Origin of the sequence: Seonamhaeicola aphaedonensis, assembly GCF_003386195.1 — a bacterium.
Classification (GTDB): domain Bacteria; phylum Bacteroidota; class Bacteroidia; order Flavobacteriales; family Flavobacteriaceae; genus Seonamhaeicola; species Seonamhaeicola aphaedonensis.
This window is the reverse complement of record NZ_QRDX01000001.1, coordinates 369837-388349: the sequence shown is the minus strand read 5'-3', so window position 1 is coordinate 388349 and position 18513 is coordinate 369837. Positions and strand designations below refer to the sequence as shown.

10 protein-coding genes are annotated in these 18513 nt (G+C 35.8%); 9 read left to right on the top strand and 1 reads right to left on the bottom strand.

The window, feature by feature from the left end; genetic code table 11:
- Positions 1-3 precede the first annotated feature (3 nt).
- The 4 genes from DFQ02_RS01725 to DFQ02_RS01710 are packed head-to-tail and all read left to right on the top strand — an operon-like array spanning position 4 to position 9309.
- A complete protein-coding gene (locus DFQ02_RS01725) occupies positions 4-1845 on the top strand; it encodes a sulfatase-like hydrolase/transferase (RefSeq protein ID WP_116039257.1) in 1842 nt (613 codons plus the stop codon).
- 34 nt (positions 1846-1879) lie between these two features.
- Positions 1880-4666 carry a sugar-binding domain-containing protein gene (locus DFQ02_RS01720; RefSeq protein WP_116039256.1) on the top strand — a complete coding sequence of 929 codons (2787 nt, stop codon included), beginning with the start codon at positions 1880-1882 and terminating at the stop codon, positions 4664-4666.
- Between the two features lie 9 nt (positions 4667-4675).
- Complete coding sequence (locus DFQ02_RS01715) at positions 4676-7891, top strand: glycoside hydrolase family 2 TIM barrel-domain containing protein (RefSeq protein ID WP_181896331.1); 3216 nt, start codon at positions 4676-4678, stop codon at positions 7889-7891.
- 44 nt (positions 7892-7935) lie between these two features.
- Positions 7936-9309, top strand: coding sequence for a sulfatase-like hydrolase/transferase (locus DFQ02_RS01710; protein WP_181896330.1), 1374 nt, complete (start codon positions 7936-7938; stop codon positions 9307-9309).
- On the opposite strand, the gene DFQ02_RS01705 is transcribed toward DFQ02_RS01710, so the two are convergent.
- The gene (locus DFQ02_RS01705) at positions 9306-10148 is read right to left on the bottom strand and encodes an AraC family transcriptional regulator (protein ID WP_116039253.1); all 843 of its coding nucleotides are present in this window, start codon (positions 10146-10148) and stop codon (positions 9306-9308) included. The two genes, DFQ02_RS01710 and DFQ02_RS01705, sit on opposite strands and share 4 nt — an antisense overlap.
- A gap of 161 nt (positions 10149-10309) precedes the next feature.
- Between DFQ02_RS01705 and DFQ02_RS01700 the strand changes: the two genes are divergently transcribed.
- The 5 genes from DFQ02_RS01700 to DFQ02_RS01680 all read left to right on the top strand — a co-directional run bounded on the left by DFQ02_RS01700 (position 10310) and on the right by DFQ02_RS01680 (position 18513).
- The gene (locus tag DFQ02_RS01700; protein ID WP_116039252.1) at positions 10310-11266 is read left to right on the top strand and encodes a dihydrodipicolinate synthase family protein; all 957 of its coding nucleotides are present in this window, start codon (positions 10310-10312) and stop codon (positions 11264-11266) included.
- Between the two features lie 72 nt (positions 11267-11338).
- Positions 11339-12862 carry an aldehyde dehydrogenase (NADP(+)) gene (locus DFQ02_RS01695; protein WP_116039251.1) on the top strand — a complete coding sequence of 508 codons (1524 nt, stop codon included), beginning with the start codon at positions 11339-11341 and terminating at the stop codon, positions 12860-12862.
- 17 nt (positions 12863-12879) lie between these two features.
- Entirely contained in the window at positions 12880-13890 is a 1011-nt protein-coding gene (locus DFQ02_RS01690; RefSeq protein ID WP_116039250.1) for a 4-hydroxyproline epimerase, read from the top strand.
- Between the two features lie 7 nt (positions 13891-13897).
- Positions 13898-15145, top strand: coding sequence for an NAD(P)/FAD-dependent oxidoreductase (locus tag DFQ02_RS01685; RefSeq protein WP_116039249.1), 1248 nt, complete (start codon positions 13898-13900; stop codon positions 15143-15145).
- Between the two features lie 278 nt (positions 15146-15423).
- Complete coding sequence (locus tag DFQ02_RS01680) at positions 15424-18513, top strand: T9SS type A sorting domain-containing protein (RefSeq protein ID WP_116039248.1); 3090 nt, start codon at positions 15424-15426, stop codon at positions 18511-18513.

Below are 18513 nucleotides of genomic sequence, written 5' to 3'. Positions count from 1 at the left end.
ATTATGATCCTGTCTTGCAAAACTCAGGACAAGCCCAACATTCTTTGGATAACCATTGAAGACACATCGCCTCAGTTCATTGGTTGCTATGGCAATGAAAACGCGAGTACTCCAGTAATTGATAAATTGGCAGATGAGGGTGTTCGTTTTACTAATGCATTTTCAACAGGTACTGTCTGTGCGGCCAGCAGGTCTACCATTATAACAGGAGTACGAACCTTTAAAATGGGTACGGGGCATCAAAGAAGTCAATATCCAATTCCAGATTACATCAAAGGTTTTCCGTATTACTTAAAACAATTGGGGTATTACACCACCAATAATTATAAAACCGACTATAATATAGCCAACGAAAAAGATTTTATAAAAGAGTCATGGGACGAGTGCTCTGGTAAAGCAACATGGAAAGGTAAAAAAGAAGGTCAACCTTTCTTTTCTGTATTTAATTTCCCAGAATCTCATCAGTCAAGGACCATGTCTTGGACGTTTGAGCAATATGTAAAGCACGTTTGGAATCATTTACCAGAAGAAGACAGAATAGCTGATGAAGCTTTTGAAATGCCACCGTTTTATAATGATACCCCTGAAATGCGAAAACAGTTCGCAAGAGTTTATAATTCTATTAAACTAACCGATAATAGAATTGGTAAATTATTGCAAAAGTTGGAAGACGATGGCTTAACAGATGACACCATTATTTTCTTTTATGCAGACCATGGAGAGGGGATTCCCAGAGGAAAAACCAACGGTATTAACCTTGGATATCGCGTACCGTTTGTCGTTTGGTTTCCTGAAAAATACAAGTATTTATCGCCTTGGGAAACAGGCAAAACAACAGATAAGCTAATTAATTTTGAAGATTTAGGGCCTACCATGATTGATTTATTAGGAGGACAAGTTCCTGAATATATGAAGGGGCAACGCCTTTTTAATGGGGATTCAGAATATGAGAAAGAGCTACTGTTGCTTTCTACAGATAGAGTTGATAATGGCTTAGATTTGGTAAGAACCGTAACCGATGGAAAGTATGTGTATTCTAGAAACTACATGCCTTTTATACCTGAAGCACGGTATATCAATTATTTAGAGATTGCTGATATTACCAAACACATGCGTAATGATTTAAAGTATGGTAAATTAAACGCATTTCAATCTGGTATTTTTGATGAACGTCCTTATGAAATGCTTTATGATATTGAAAATGATATATGGGAGCAACATAACTTAGCAGAGGACCCAAAGTACAAACCTGTTTTAGAAAAGATGCGACAGCATTTGGATACTGAGCTTTTAAAAGCAAAAGATGTAATGTTTATGCCAGAATACGAAATGGTAAAACTTTCAGAAACCCAAACTGCTTATGAGTATCGTTTAGATGAAACTAATTATAATTTTGATGAGGTTTATAAAGTAGCATCGTTATCAGGCAAGAAAGGGGAAGAGATTGTAAAATCTCAAATAGAGTATCTAAGGCATCACGATAAATTAGTGCGCTATTGGGCTAGCGTTGGATTAATGTCTCAAAATCTATTACAATTGCAACCATATGAAGCGGAGTTAAAAGAAGCGGTTCAGGATGATTATCCTCTTGTTGCTGTAACAGCTTCAGCAATTTTATACAAGAAATTCGGCAATAAGGATGTTGTAGAAGTTTTGAATAACTTTAGTAAAAGTGACAACTGGACATTGGCTTTAATGAGCGTTTATCATATGCTTTATTTTGAAGATAGAACGCCATTTGAATCAACTATAGAAGAATTGCTTCAAGACAAAGATATTAATTGGCATGTAAAAAGTGCTTGCTTTGATTTTGAGCGAAGCCAGAAGTTGAAAGAGGAGATTTAAAAATAGAAATACTAAACGATATAAGGTATAAACGATGAGATTATTTCACACCACAATTATAATTGCTGTACTGTTTTTAAGTGCATGTACATCATCGAAAGTTGAACAAATCGATTTGTCAGGCGACTGGCAAGTTAAGCTGGATTCTACTAATGTTGGCGAAAGCGAAAGTTGGGCGTCGTCAAAAATTGAAGGCACTTCAATTAGTTTACCAGGTACTTTGGATGATGCAGGTATCGGAACTCCTAATACTTTAGAGCCTGCCATTAACAATTATGTGATGTCTAATTTGGCAAGAAAACATCAATATATTGGTAAGGCCTGGTACCAAAAAGAGATAGAGGTTCCTAGTGATTGGAAGGATGAAGCTATTACCTTAAGTTTAGAACGTGTGCTTTGGGAATCTACGGTTTACATCGATGGGAAAAAAGTGGGTTCAGCTAATAGTTTAATCGGTACACACGATTATGAACTAACAAGTTTAACTCCCGGAAAACACACGCTTACCATAGTTATAGATAATTCCAATAAGTTTCCAGATATTAATGTAGCGGGAACAAAATATCCAGATAAGGTCAATCAGGATATGGCACATGCATATACCAACCATACCCAAATTAAATGGAATGGTATTTTGGGAGATATAGTGTTAAAGGCTTCAAGTGATAATGCACCAGAGAACCTTCAAGTGTATCCTAATAAAGGCTTGGACAAAATAAAAGTTACATTTAATCAACCTAAGTCAGAAGAAAATCCAGTAGAAGTAGTAATTAAAACAGTTGATGGTACTGCGGTTTACAGTGAAAAAGTAGAAGTTTCTAATTCTGATACCAACTTATATGCCTTAGAAATAGAAAAGCCAGAAGGTATTGAATTATGGGATGAATTTAATCCTAATTTATACGATGTATTTGTTAAAACTTCAACGGGAACAGTGAACACGCGTTTCGGTTATAAGTTCGTAGTAAATGATAATGGAAATCTTACCCTTAACGGGACGCGTATTTTTTTACGTGGAAATTTAGAGTGTGTTATTTTTCCGCTTACAGGCTATCCACCGACCACAAAAGAAGAATGGGCAAAACTAATTGGTCAAGCTAAGGCTTATGGACTTAATCACTTGAGGTTTCATTCTTGGTGTCCGCCAAAATCGGCGTTCCAGGTTGCTGATGAAGCTGGGTTTTATTTACAGGTAGAGTTACCACATTGGAGTTTAAAGTTTGGAGAAGATGCTAACACAGTAGATTTTTTAACCTCTGAAGCTCATAAAATACTCAAAGATTATGGAAACCATCCGTCTTTTATTTTGATGGCAATGGGTAATGAGTTGCAGGGTGATATGGAACAGCTTAATAGCTTGGTGGCAAAATTAAAGCCTTTAGACAATAGGCATCTCTTTGCAACAACGGCATTTTCATTTCAACGTCCAGCCGGAACGCGCCCTGAACCTGAAGACGAATTTTTTATAGCCCAATGGACTAAAAATGGATGGATTCGCGGGCAAGGTGTGTTTAATAATAAGCCTCCTCATTTTGATGCTGATTTTACTGCTGGGGCTGAATTTGTGGAGATTCCGTTAATATCGCATGAAATAGGACAGTATACCGTATATCCAGATATGAGCGAAATTGAAAAATATACAGGAGTTTTAGAACCACTTAATTTTATTGCCGTAAGAAACGATTTGAAAAAAAAGGGCTTACTAGATTTAGCACCCGATTTTACATATAACTCTGGAAAATTAGCTTCAATTTTATACAAAGAAGAGATTGAGCGCGCTATGAAAACACCAAGTTTTGATGGTTTTCAATTATTGCAATTGCAAGATTTTCCAGGTCAAGGTACGGCATTGGTAGGATTACTTAATGCCTTTTGGGAATCTAAAGGTGTGATTTCAGCAGAAGAATTTAGAATGTTTAATAGCGAGTTGGTGCCCCTTTTAAGGTTTGAAAAAGCTGTTTACGAGAACGGTGAAACATTTAAGGCTTTAATAGAGGTAGCTAATTTCTTTAAACCTTTAGATAATCAAAGTATAAATTGGAGTATTACTGATGAGACAGGTAATGTGTTAGTCAATTCTCAAGTTCAGGGCATCAATTTAAGTATTGGCAATAACACCAACTTAGGAGAAATAGTTTATGAAGTAAAAACAGATTCGGCTAAAAAATTAAAACTTGAAGTTGGCTTAGAAGGTACTAGCTATAAAAATTCGTGGAACATTTGGGTGTATCCAAAAGAGGTTAACTTATCGAACAGAAATGTGGTAGTAACTTCATCTTTCACAGTTGCGGAACAGGAACTTAACAAAGGAAACAAAGTATTATTGAATCCAGATTATAAAACTTTGAATGGTATTGAAGGGCGTTTTGTGCCTGTATTTTGGAGTCCAGTGCATTTTCCGAATCAACCTGCAACTATGGGCGTTATGGCTAATGTTAAACATCCAGCTTTAAGTAATTTTCCAACCAATACACATAGCGATTGGCAATGGTGGGATTTGTGTATCAACTCAAAATCAGTTATTACAGATGGTTTAAATGTTAATCCAATAGTTAGGGTGATTGATAATTTTGTGACCAATCATCACTTAGCCAATGTTTTTGAAGCTAAGGTGGGTAATGGTAGTTTGATGTTTTCATCTATAGATTTAATATCGAATTTAGAAGAAAGGCCCGTTGCTAGACAATTACGTCATAGTTTGTTACAGTATATGGATAGTGAAGCCTTTTCACCATCAGAAAGTGTGACTATGGATGACTTAAAAAGTATAAAACTAGAGAAAACACAAGGTAAGTTTTCTACAGAGGATATTTACAATTAAATAATGACAATGATTTCAAGACTGTTTATCAAAATAGGTGTTCTATTATGTGGTTTAATATGCTTTTTTAGTTGCGAAATAGTTGTTGAACGTCCTATTTATAAGGCCTCTGTTTGGGAAAATCCAGAATGGGAAAATCCTGAGATTTTTCAAATTAATAGAGAAAAACCTAGAGCTACTTTTTATAGTTTTCAGAGTATTACAGAAGCATTGGAAGGTAAAGACTGGAAATCTTCTTCATTATATAAATCTTTAAATGGCACATGGCATTTTTACTATTCTGATAGCGTTCAAGCAAGACCAGAACAGTTTTATGAAAATGATTTTAGCTTAAACGGTTGGGATACCATCACTGTTCCTTCCAATTGGGAGTTGCAGGGTTTCGGACTGCCAATTTATACCAATATAAAATACGTTTTCCCAAAGAATCCGCCTTACATTCCTCATAATATGAATAATGTAGGTAGTTATAAGCAGAGTTTTCAATTACCAAAAGACTGGAAAAATAAAGAGGTTTATCTGCACTTTGCTGGAGTAAGTGGCGCTATGTATATTTATATTAATGGCGTATTTGTGGGTTATAATGAAGGTAGTAAAACACCTGCAGAATTTAATATTACAAAACATCTTACTTCTGGCGAAAATCAATTAGCAGTACAAGTATTGCGTTGGTCTGATGCAAGTTATATTGAAGATCAAGATTTTTGGAGGCTCAGCGGTATAGAGCGTGATGTGTACCTAAGAGCAGAAAATGCAGTATCTATAAAAGACCTTCGGTTTAATGGCGATTTGAGCAATAATTATACACAAGGCGAATTTTCTTTAAATGTTGATATTGAAAATAAATCGAACACAGATGAAAATAGATGGATTCAGGTAGAATTATTGGATGGAGAAACTTCCGTGTTTTCAGAAGAAAAGAAACTGAGTATTGTTCCTGGCAACCAACAAACTGTAAGTTTTAGTACAAGTATTCCTAATGTAAAGGCTTGGACTGCCGAAACCCCAAACTTGTACACGCTACTGATTGCAGTAAAAGATGAAAATGGCAAAGTAAATCAAGCCACAACATTAAAAACAGGCTTTAGAAATATAAAAATAGAGAACAATCAATTTTTGGTAAACGGTAAACCTGTTTTGATAAAAGGAGTGAATTTACACGACCATGACGAGAAAATGGGTCACGTAGTCAGTAAAGCTTTGACCTTAATGGATTTGACGCTGATGAAGCAGAATAACATCAATGCTATTCGTTGTAGTCACTATCCAAAAAATACATTTTTCTACGATTTATGCGACCAATATGGTTTTTATGTGATTAACGAAGCCAACATTGAAACTCACGGCATGGGGACGACCAATCAAGGATTGGATAAAAAACCTGAATTAAAAAAAGTGCATCCTGCGTACAGAGAAGACTGGAAACATGCACATTTAGATAGAACCATACGAATGTTTGAGCGTGATAAAAACCATCCCTCAATTGTAACTTGGTCACTGGGAAATGAAGCAGGAAACGGTGATAATTTCTTTGCTACATACAATTGGTTGAAAAAACATGACACCACGCGACCTGTGCAGTACGAAGGTGCAACCAAATATGACAATACCGATATTCAAGCGCCAATGTATGATCGTATCCCACAGTTAATTGAATATGCCGAAAACAATCCCAAGCGACCACTTATTTTATGTGAATACTCGCATGCCATGGGAAATAGCTTAGGCAACTTTAAAGATTATTGGGATGTGATTCGAAAATATGATGTCTTACAAGGGGGATTTATTTGGGATTGGGTAGACCAAGGTTTGGTTGCAGAAACTGAAGACGGCACTAAATATTGGGGGTATGGTGGAGATTTTGGTGCTTCACACCTGCATAACGATGCTAACTTTTGTTTAAATGGAATAGTTAACCCTGATAGAACGCCACACCCCGGACTGGAAGAGCTTAAAAAAGTGTATCAAAATATTCAATTTTCAGATATTGATTTTAAATCGTGTGAAGTGAAAATTGCCAATGAATACTTTTTTACCAATCTGAACCACTTTAAAATAGATTGGGAACTCTTTAGGGAAGGAGAAAAGGTAACTTCGGGAAGTTTAGGAGTTTTAGATGTTGCTCCTCAAGCGTCGAAAGTAGTACAGATAGAATTACCAGAACTAGATTACAGCAAAAACGAGTACACACTTAATTTTTCAGCAATAACCGACAAAGAATTACCTTTATTAGCAAAAAGGTTTTCTTTAGCTAAGGCGCAATTTATTGTTGGGAAGTACACCCCTAAATTCAAAACGAACACTAAAAACAACCTCTCGATTTCTACAACTGAAAAGGATATTGTTTTTAAATCAAATGCTTTTACAGTTAGTTTTGATAAGACCTCTGGCGAGCTATCCAGTTTAGATTACGGCAATGGAAATATCATTTTAAAAGGCATAACTTCTAACTTTTGGAGGGCCACAACCGATAATGATTTTGGGTTTAACATGCCAAAGCATTTTGGTATTTGGAAAAAAGCTACCGAGAATAAAGCGTTAACATCCTTGGTTTTAAAAAATGAAACATCGACTTATGATGTATTATCAGCAAAAGGAATAAGCCTCGAGGAGCATTCTATGCATCTAGAATCAAAATATAAACTACCTGATGATATAGCAACATTACAAATGTCATATAAAATTGATGCATCAGGGCGAATTATGGTGAAATGCGCATTGCTAAATGTTAAAAACGGATTACCAAATATGCCCCGTTTTGGTACAAATGTTATAGTTGATAAATCGTTAAATCAAGTCAATTGGTATGGTCGTGGACCTTTAGAAAACTATCAAGATAGAAAGACATCACAATTTGTGGGCCATTATAAAGCGTCGGTTTCAGAATTATATTATCCATACATCAGACCTCAAGAAAATGGCTATAGAACTGATATACGCTGGGTAACGTTTACCGATGCCAATGGACAAGGTATCAAAATAATGGGGTCTGAGTTTCTAAGTTTTAGTGCGCATCATCAATACAATTCAGATTTTGATGCTGGTGAAACCAAACAGCAACGGCATACTATAGATATTATTGAAAGAGATTTAGTCAATATCAATATAGACCATGCGCAAATGGGTGTTGGAGGTGATACTAGTTGGTGGACAAGACCTTTGGAACAGTATCAAATTAAGGCAAAAGACCAATCGTTTTCTTATTATTTCACTCCAATTAAATAGTCCTATTTTCATAAATGAATCGCTTTTTCTCAATATGTATTTTGATGTTTCCACTGCTTTTTGCGTGTAAATCAAAAACAGAGACTTCAAAACATGAACCGCCCAATGTCATTGTTATATTAGTAGATGATGCTGGTTACGCAGATTTTGGTTTTATGGGTAGCAACGATTTGCAAACACCACATATTGATGCTTTAGCTAAAAGTGGGGTGGTGTTTACCGATGCCCATGTAAGTGCCACGGTTTGTGCCCCATCTAGAGCAGGATTAATTACTGGAAAGTATCAACAGCGTTTTGGATTTGAAGCCAATGGAACTGGTGGTATTGGGCTTAGTGATGATGTTGTCACTATAGCAGATATTTTTAAAAAAAATGGCTATAATACTTACGCTTTAGGAAAATGGCATTTGGGTGAAGATGCTTCAGATCATCCCAATAATAGGGGTTTTGATGAGTTTTATGGTTTTTTGGTTGGCAGTCGTTCTTATTTTCCGTTAGAAAATCCTTCAAAAGAACAAATGCTTCAACATAATGGGAAACGTGTTGTGTTTGAAGGTTACATGACTGATGTATTGGGAGATCAATCAGTTAAGTATATACAAGAAAGTAGTGATAAACCATTTTTTATGTATTTGGCATATAATGCTGTGCATACGCCTATGCATGCAAAACATGAAGATTTAGAAAAGTTTAGTAACCATCCGAGAAAAGAATTGGCAGCCATGACATGGAGTTTAGACGAAAACATTGGTAAACTCATAAAAAAACTCGAAACCTTAGGAAAAAGAGATAATACTTTAATCTACTTTTTAAGCGATAATGGAGGTGCACATAATAATCAGTCTTCAACAGGCTCACTGAAAGGCTGGAAAGGCAATAAGTTTGAGGGCGGACATCGTGTGCCTTTTGTTATCAGTTGGCCAAAAATGATTGAAGGCGACAAAACTTTTGATGGCTTATCATCTTCGCTAGATATTTTCGCAACGTCTTTAAGCGCTTCTAAAATTGAAAAGCCAGAAACTTTAGAATTAGATGGTGAAAACCTGTTACCTTATTTAAAAGGAGAAAAGCTTGGCAACCCACATGAGAGTTTGTTTTGGAGAAAATTAGAAGAATCCGCCGTAAGAATGGGTGATTCAAAACTAATTCAGCTAGAAGGATACGGTTCAGTTCTCTATGATTTAGTTTCAGATTTAGGCGAAACAAATGATATATCAGATTCTAATCAAGTACAGCTTAAAGAAATGTTGTTAGAATATAAGAATTGGGAAAATACCATAATGTCTCCTTTGTGGGGTGAAGCAAGAGATTGGATGGATGTAACCTATCACATTCACAAACAACTCATGCAAAATAAGGAGCCAGACTACAAAGATATTTGGAGTCCAGCCTTTAAAAACCGAGATAAGAGAGATTAATTTTTTTTCCTGACATATGAAGGGGCATAGCCCTTTACACGTTTATACTGTCTGTTAAAATTTGATAAATTTTGAAAACCTGATAATTCAGCGATTTCAACAATAGCTAAATCGGATTGTTTTTCTAATAATCGTGTGGCATGCTCCACCCGTATTTCGTTTAAAAAAGTAACATAAGTTTTATTGGTACGTTTTTTAAAATATTTGCAAAAGGCGTTTTTAGTCATGTTAGCCACATTGGCAATAGTTTTTAGTGTAATAGCGTTTTTGTAATGGTTCATAGTATAATCATAAACATTACGCATTCTATTACCTTCATTGTCGTTGTAATTCTTGTTGTAAATGAAGGAAGAAAGCGGTGTATATCGAGCTTCGCTTCCAACTTTTAAGAGTTGGATTAAAATGATAAGGCGCTCTAGTTGAGTAGCAGTTTCGGTTTTTAGAATTAAATCGGTAGCCCATCTTTTTTTTGAATTAATTTTGAATCCATATTCTGAACGCTTAAAAAAATTGGAAACTTCTCTAAGTTCATTCAACTCTAAGAAAGCATCACCCAATAACTGTTTTGAGAAAAATACCGTGAACATTCTTGATTGAATTTTCATCGGAGTGTCACTATTAAATACATGCGGAATATTACTCCCTATCACAAAAATATCACCATCCTTATACCTGTTTATGGTGTCTCCAACTATCAAATTGCCATCGCCCGAAAGGATTAAGCTAATTTGAATCTCCTCATGCTGATGCAGTTTGTTGAAAAATGTTTTACCTTTATCTTCCTGAAAAACAACAGCATTTAACTCAGGTTTTGGTATTTTAAAGGGTAAAACCTTCATGGTTTATTTTCTATTTTTACTCTAAAACATATATATAATACTCAAAATATAAAAATAATATGAAAAAATGGATAATATAATATTATGAATGAATAATTTAGTAGTACTGTTACTAGTAATATTTATATAGTTTTAGAATTCAATAATAAGAATAAAATAAGATGAAATCTAATTGGGATGGTGTAATGCCTGCAGTGTTTACATGGTTGAAAGCGTCAAAATCTGGCACTCTCGAAATTGACTTTGATACAACACAAAAACAGGCGGCAGGTATTTTAAAATCTCAAGGAAAGGGAGGAAGCAGAATGAGTGGACTTGTCGGTTCTGGTACTCTGGGAGAGAACAGTTACCTAAGTACCAAACAGCGTCTTTCTTTACTTAAATCCCTTTCTGAGGTTGCTAAAGAATACAATGTTCCGTTAATCAGCGGAGCTTCGGCAGAAACTAAGGAAGAACTTGCCAAAATCATTGAAGGACTTGGAACAGTTGGAGTTGATACAGTTATGGTCATGCCACCAACAACTAAGGCGGTTCCTTCTGAAAAAAAAATGTATGAATATTATGAACTTTCTGAAGCAACTGCAAAGGATGTAGGTGTAACAATTATGCCTTATAACAATCCTGATGCAGCTGGTTATCATTCACTTTCAACTAATCTTCTTTTAAGACTTTCTGTTCTTCCCAATGTAACTGCTCTTAAAATATCGACTATAGATGTTTCAATTATTGAAACTCTTATGTTAGAGAATAAAGATTTAAAAGTTTTGGCAGGAGTAGATACGGTCACTGTATATGCAGGACTTGCTGGAGCATGTGGTGGCATTACAGGTGTAGGTAATATCTTCCCAAAAGCAAGTGTTACCATGCAGGAATATGTTTTAAATGGAGAATGGGCTGAGGCAAATAAAATTTCTCAAGCTTTAAATTCCATATCGTATCTGGATGCTCAGCCGCTGCTTTTGGAATATCTTAAACTTGCTATGGGAATTCACCATAATGATGTTGCTGGAGGGCTGCGTACCTTTGGTAAGAGATTAAATAAACAGCAAATTGATGATGTCCGTGCAAGATATATTTTGGCAAATGAAAGACTTGAAGCATTGGACTTAATAAGTTGATTCTTTTAAATTATCAAAAAAAGAAGTTTGTAAACGAGTAAATTTGGATAAAGAATAAAAAAATAAGTAAAGATGATTACCGGAAAAAACTACATCGGGCAAACGCCTAAAGCTTCAGGGGATAAAACATACAAAACCGTTAATCCAAAATTGAACATTGAAAACAATACGGCGTTTATTGATGCGACTGAAGATGAAATAGATGAAGCCGTAAATTTAGCTTGGGATGCATTTAAAATATACAGAAAAGTATCAGGAGTAAAACGAGCCGAATTTTTAAACGCCATCGCCGATGAAATTTTAGTATTGGACCAAACGCTTATCGACATGTATATGTTGGAATCTGGACTACCCGAAGGACGTGCTATTGGCGAACGAGGTAGAACCATTTTTCAATTACGTTCTTTTGCGGAACTTATTTTAGATGAACAATGGCGAGATAATAGTTTTGATGCTGCAGACCCGGAAAGGAAACCCTTGCCTAAAGTAGATTTAAGAAGAACGTCTATCCCGCTTGGACCTGTAGTAGTTTTGGGTGCTAGTAACTTTCCATTAGCATTTTCAACCGCAGGTGGAGATGTTTCAAGCGCTTTAGCAGCAGGTTGTCCAGTGATTGTAAAGTCGCACCCAATGCATTCAGGTACTGGAGAGTTGGTGGCTAAAGCATTACTCAAAGCTGCTAAAGATACAGGAATGCCCAACGGTGTGTTTTCAAATTTAAACGGAAAAAGTATTGAGGTTGGTACCGCTTTAGTAAAACACCCAAAAGTAAAAGCGGTTGGCTTCACAGGGAGTGTTAGAGGCGGAAGAGCGTTGTTCGATTTAGCTTCAAAACGCAAAGAACCCATACCAGTCTTTGCCGAAATGGGCAGTATAAATCCGGTAGTTATCACACCTAAAGCTATTGAAAAACATTCTGAAGCTTTGGCAACGCAATACGCCAATTCTATTACTTTAGGAACTGGGCAATTTTGTACTAATCCTGGTTTATTGTTAACGATTGATAATGAAAACACTCAGAAATTTATTGATGACTTAGCTCAAAAAACAGTGACTATCGAAGCTCAATGCATGTTACATCCTAATATAAAAGAAGGTTTTATGCAAAATAGCCTAAAGGTTTCATCTCAAAGAGGTGTAGAAATTATTGCTAAAATTGAATCTGAGGTAGCACCTAATTACGCACCTTCACAAATTGTAAGTGTTTCTGGGAAGGACTTTTTAGAAAATCCAAAGTTACAACAGGAAGTTTTTGGACCTTTTTCACTGGTTGTAAAAGCTAAGAATGAGACAGAACTAATCAAAATAATTGAAAGTCTTGAAGGTCAACTTACAGGAACTATTATTGCAGAAAAGGATGAATATTCTGGTCTTCATGATATTGTTGATGCCTTAGTGAATAGGGTAGGACGCATCATTTTCAATGGTGTGCCAACTGGTGTAGAAGTATGCTCTTCGATGCAGCACGGAGGGCCTTATCCCGCATCTACCGACTCCAGATTTACTGCTGTAGGAACAAATTCTATAAAAAGATGGGTGCGTCCTGTGAGTTATCAATCTTTTCCAAAGGAATTATTACCCGAAGCCCTAAAATAATTTTGATGTTTTAACATATGGCAAGAAACACGTTTGTTTGCATTGATGCTCATACCTGTGGAAATCCTGTAAGGGTTATAAAAAAAGGTGGACCCGATTTGCATGGTGCCAATATGAGTGAAAAACGTCAGCATTTCCTAAAGGAATTCGATTGGATTCGCAAGGGCTTGATGTTTGAACCACGTGGACATGACATGATGAGTGGCAGTATTTTGTATCCGCCTCACCATCCTGAAAATGATGTTGCTGTATTGTTTATTGAAACTTCTGGTTGTTTACCCATGTGTGGTCATGGTACAATTGGTACGATTACTATTGCTGTTGAAGAGGGTTTGATAAATCCTAAAACACCAGGTAAAATTAAAATGGAAACACCTGCTGGTTTGGTTGAAATTGAATATAAGCAAACTGGAGATAAAGTAGATTGGGTACGGTTAACCAACGTAAAAAGTTATCTGGCTGGAGAAGGTATGACCATAGAATGCCCTGAATTAGGTGAACTTACTTTTGACGTGGCCTATGGTGGAAATTTTTACGCCATTATTGATCCTCAAAGTAACTTTTCTGGCATTCAGGATTTTTCAGCGACTAAACTGATTCAGTATTCACAAGTAATACGTCAGGCTATCAATCAAAAATATCCTAATACATTTATTCATCCAGAAAACGACACTATCCGGGATGTATCACATTTATTATGGACGGGGACACCTATACACCCTGGGTCTTCTGGAAGAAATGCGGTGTTTTATGGAGACAAAGCTATAGATAGAAGCCCTTGCGGTACAGGAACTTCAGCTCGAATGGCGCAGTTATATGCTAAAGGGAAGCTAAAATTGGGAGAAGAATTCATTCATGAAAGTTTTATAGGGAGTAAATTTATTGGTAGAGTAGAAGAAGAAGTCAGGATTAATGGAAGGTCTGCAATAATCCCTAGTATCAAAGGGTGGGCAAAAATATATGGTTACAACACAATTATTATTGATGATGAAGACGACCCATACGCGCATGGGTTTCAAGTGATTTAGGTTTAATATGGGGAAAAATGTTATTGTAGTAGGTGGAGGGATTATAGGTTTATGTTCTGCCTATTACCTTAAAAAGGAAGGTCATGAAGTTACGGTCATTGATAAATCCAATATGGATGCGGGTGCATCTTATGTAAATGCGGGATACATCACACCAAGTCATTTTATTTCCTTAGCATCTCCGGGTATGCTTTCAAAAGGATTAAAATGGATGTTTAATCCTAAAAGTCCACTCTATATAAAACCAAGATTAGATATAGATTTTTTAAAATGGGTATGGGCATTTAAAAAATCGGCTACACCTTTAAAAGTTGAAGCCTCCATCAAACCGTTACTTGATATCAATCTATTGGGTAGGGAATTGTATGAAGATTTACAACAATCAAACGAGTTTAATTTTCATTATGAAAGAAAAGGGCTTTTAATGTACTACAAGACCGATAAGGTTGGTGAGGAAGAATGGGAAGTAGGTAAACGGGGTATAGAAGAGGGTTTAAAGGTTGAGCATTTGTCTCAAACTGAGGTTTCGAAATTAGAGCCTAAAGCCAATTTAAATGTTAAAGGTGCGGTTTACTACCACTCTGATGCACACATGACACCAAATAACTTCATGCAAGAAATGATTGTTCACTTGAAAAAAAACGGAGTTTCAATTTTAAAAAATGAAGAAGTGGTTGATGTTGACATAAACAATCAAAAAATTTTAAAAGTAATCACAGAAACCCGACAATTATTATGTGATGAGGTTGTGTTGGCAGCTGGTAGTTGGAGTCCTAAAATCAGTAAAAAATTAGGTTTAAAATTGCTCATACAAGCTGGGAAAGGCTACAGCATCAATTTGAATCGAGATACCAATATTACCATTCCTGCCATTTTATGTGAGGCCAAAGTTGCGGTTACACCTATGAATGGTTTTACCCGTTTTGCTGGCACCATGGAATTTTCAGGGATTAATCATACTGTAAATCCCGTGCGTGTAAATGCTATTGCAGAAGCAAGTTCATCGTATTACAATCAACTCTATATTACTTCAGAAGAAAAGGCACAAGCCAAATGTGGCTTGCGCCCATGTACCCCAGATGGCTTACCCTACATTGGAAAAACCTCAAAGTATAAAAATTTAACTATTGCAACAGGACACGCCATGATGGGCTGGAGTTTAGGGCCTGCAACAGGAAAATTAGTTTCAGATATTATTTCAGAGATAAAAACAGAATTAGATATACAAGCCTTTAATCCAGATAGAATATTTTAGAGTGTTTTTGTGTATGTGTGGTTGGTTTTTAAAGTGCGTTTACTCTGCGTTCTAAATGCGATTCTTATACGTTTTATTTTTTGTAATTGATGTTTACTTATTGAATATTAAACTAAATAGGTGGCTATTGGTTTACAGCGAGTACTTAACAATTCCCATTGTAGATATTATGCTTTGATTATTTAAAAAGTGTTTTTGTCTATGTTTAGGGTAGTTTGGTTAATGTTTTTAGGCTTTAGTTAGTTTAATTTTATCAATTCCATACTAACAGAGGCATTATGAACAAAAAAAATACGCTAAGGCTGGTTTTTATCGGTCTATTTTTAGTTGCATTTACGTTAATTTTCAAATCTTCTTTTAATCAAGAATCTGAATATTTGGAGTCTGATTATGGTGGCGATTATGAGCACCATGAAGAAGAAACTCCAGAGGAAATAGCCTATGAAATGGCTATGGATGAATTGGCATTGCCTAAACCGTTTAATTTTCAGAATTTAACTGGAGAGGCTTTGGCAGATTATAATGTTTGGTACCTAAACAAAGAAAAAACAGGTTTTAAATTTAGTGCTTCAGAAGATTTTGAAGCTTATTTTAAATCGGCTCAACAGAGCATGACAATGCCACCACCAGAAAAATATTTTTATGCCAATCGTACGCTTTCAGGAACATGGGATCAGAAATATTTACACATGACATCTACAACCGCTCCTGGCTATAGCGAAGGGGGTTTTAGAACTGACGGTTCTCTATATGACCCAATAAATGAGGACATGTATATTGTGTCTTTTGCAGGTCATATTTATAAAATTGATGAGGGTGCTCCAGTGAAATGGTCATTGAGGAATCACACCAAAAGTTTTGAGGGTGATAAGTTTAATGGGGTGAATCTTCCAGATGGTTCTTTTAGACTTTTAAATCAGAAAAGTAATGGGTCTATGGAATTCTCTGACGATGAGGGTAGAACCTGGATGGATGCTAATGGTGCTTTTTTTGAAGGTGGCGCCAACTACACGACGGTTGTTACCAAAAGGAATAGTCAAAAGCGTATTGTAGCACACGGGGCAAGAAGAGATGCATCGCGTGGTAACGCTTGGTATGATTTTATATATATATCAACAGATTATGGTTTAAATTATACGACTTCGGCATTAAGTTTTTTAAGTAATGCTTTTGATGTTGAAATTTTGAAACCTCACGGTAGTAGAGATGTGTATCTTTTTGCTAGAAGGGCAAGTGATTCAAAATTGTATGTTTATAAAATGGCTGAAGGAGATGATGACTTTTCACTCATATACGAGCCTACAACAACGGTGGCTAAATTAGATTCTGTGCAAGGAACCACAGTTGGAGGCATTACGCATTTTTACATAAGTTATGATAATACTACTATTTTCTATTCGGGTGATGAAGGGGCAACTTGGACACAGAGTGTTACCTCTAGTGATACAGGTAGAAACATTGTAGAAGTACATCCAACACAACCCAATATTGTATTTAAAGGTTTTGTTGAGCTTTGGATATCTACAGATTATGGAGTGAATTGGACTAGAAATCAGCATGTCTTGAGTAATAACGACATTTATGTTTGGGATTTACAGCACTTTAAGACTTTTGATAAAGAAGATGGCGGGTTTTTTACTATTTCTGGATATGATTTTGGAACCTATTATTCAACCACTCCAGAGGATTGGAATTCTTGGGTAAGTGTAAGTAAAGGTAACCCAACTATCATGTGTTATGATGCTGAGACCAATGAAAAATATAATCTAGTGTACACTGCTAATCAAGATAGAGGATCCCAAAGTTTTTCTGGTAGTAATAATTATGATAAAAGTGTTCCAATACCTGCTTTAAGAGAAGCTAATACAGATGTGTTACGAGTTACTGTGGCCAATGGAGGTGAATCAGCTTGGTATTGGTATTATTATGGTACTATAGGAAGAAGTTCTGCAACCAATGGGGGTAATTATAAAACAGTTACTGGTACCGATTTTTATGGAAATTGGGCGGCTACAAGTTTAGTGCCTTCTCCAAACGATAATGAAGATGCTGTTTATATTCCTTGGGGTGAAGGAGGGTTGCAAAAAATTATTTATAACGGTAGTGCTGTAGTTAGAGAAATACATCCGTTTCAGTTTAGTGGTCCAATATCTAGTTTTGGCTATTCTAAAGTAAATAAAAACCGATGGTATGTTAGTTTAAAATCTGGGCAATTGTTGTATTCTACAGATGGAGGAAATTCTTTTACATCATCAAGTTACAATGGAACATGGCCTCAGCAAGAGGATTCGCATAGAAAACGAAGACAGGTAATTGCTACTAGTCCTATAGACGAAGCTACAGTTTATTTTGCAGGGAAGGGTAATAATTTCTTGATTTCAGTTGATGGTGGGCAAACATTTACTAATCATAATGCAGGATTAAGTGTAGAGCGTATTTCAGAGATGGAGACTTCACCCAATGGTCAGTATATTTTTGCTGCCTGTGAGTTTGATGGTGCTTGGGTATTTTCGGTACAACAAGACCAATGGTTTAAAATGGATGGACTAGATGTGCCTGATGCTGTAGGGTATACAGACGTGCAATTTATAGAATCTGAAAATGCAGTAAGGTTTGCTACGTACGGAAGTGGAATTGTAGACTTTATTTTGGATCAAGATTTTTCAGAGATCTTTGTGGCATCAGATAATTTTACCATTGAAACTATTGACGAAACTTGCCAAGGTAAAAATGGGCAAATAAAAATTAACACAAAATATAAGCATAGTTATAAAGTTACGATTGGAGGAACCGAATATAGTTTTAACGAGGTTCTTAATATTCCTAATCTAGAGCCAGGAGTTTATGATGTCTGTATAGAAATTAAAGACACTTCTTATCAATATTGCGTTAATCTGGAGGTTAATGCCTCAGAATTATTAACAGGGAAGTTAACTACTTCTAAGTCTGGAAAAATCGCGGTAGATATTAAATCGGGTTCTGCGCCTTATAAAGTTTTTATAAATAATAAGCAAGTATTAGAAACTTACGAAACGTCTTTTGAAGTTGAGGCAAAAGATGGTGATATTATTAACATTGAAGCTAAAGCTACTTGCGAGGGTAAGTTAACCAAGGTTATGGAGACTTCAGGTTTATTGAAAGCATTTCCAAATCCAGTGACAGACCAGTTTGAATTAAGTATTCCAGAAATATCAAAAGCTACGGTATCTGTAGAGTTATATTCCTTAACATCAGGATTAATAGCTAAACAACAGTATAATGTTGCCGGAGGAAAGATTACTGTAGATATGCAAAAATACCCATCAGGGATTTATTTTGTAAGGTTAGATTCAGAAAAACCTAAAACTCTAAAAATTGTAAAGAAATAA

What these genes read in the sequence shown, in the direction of transcription:
- DFQ02_RS01725 (WP_116039257.1), top strand. Translation starts at nt 4, where the DNA reads ATGATCCTGTCTTGCAAAACTCAGGACAAGCCCAACATTCTTTGGATA.
- DFQ02_RS01720 (WP_116039256.1), top strand. Translation starts at nt 1,880, where the DNA reads ATGAGATTATTTCACACCACAATTATAATTGCTGTACTGTTTTTAAGT.
- DFQ02_RS01715 (WP_181896331.1), top strand. Translation starts at nt 4,676, where the DNA reads ATGATTTCAAGACTGTTTATCAAAATAGGTGTTCTATTATGTGGTTTA.
- DFQ02_RS01710 (WP_181896330.1), top strand. Translation starts at nt 7,936, where the DNA reads ATGTTTCCACTGCTTTTTGCGTGTAAATCAAAAACAGAGACTTCAAAA.
- DFQ02_RS01705 (WP_116039253.1), bottom strand. Translation starts at nt 10,148, where the DNA reads ATGAAGGTTTTACCCTTTAAAATACCAAAACCTGAGTTAAATGCTGTT.
- DFQ02_RS01700 (WP_116039252.1), top strand. Translation starts at nt 10,310, where the DNA reads ATGAAATCTAATTGGGATGGTGTAATGCCTGCAGTGTTTACATGGTTG.
- DFQ02_RS01695 (WP_116039251.1), top strand. Translation starts at nt 11,339, where the DNA reads ATGATTACCGGAAAAAACTACATCGGGCAAACGCCTAAAGCTTCAGGG.
- DFQ02_RS01690 (WP_116039250.1), top strand. Translation starts at nt 12,880, where the DNA reads ATGGCAAGAAACACGTTTGTTTGCATTGATGCTCATACCTGTGGAAAT.
- DFQ02_RS01685 (WP_116039249.1), top strand. Translation starts at nt 13,898, where the DNA reads ATGGGGAAAAATGTTATTGTAGTAGGTGGAGGGATTATAGGTTTATGT.
- DFQ02_RS01680 (WP_116039248.1), top strand. Translation starts at nt 15,424, where the DNA reads ATGAACAAAAAAAATACGCTAAGGCTGGTTTTTATCGGTCTATTTTTA.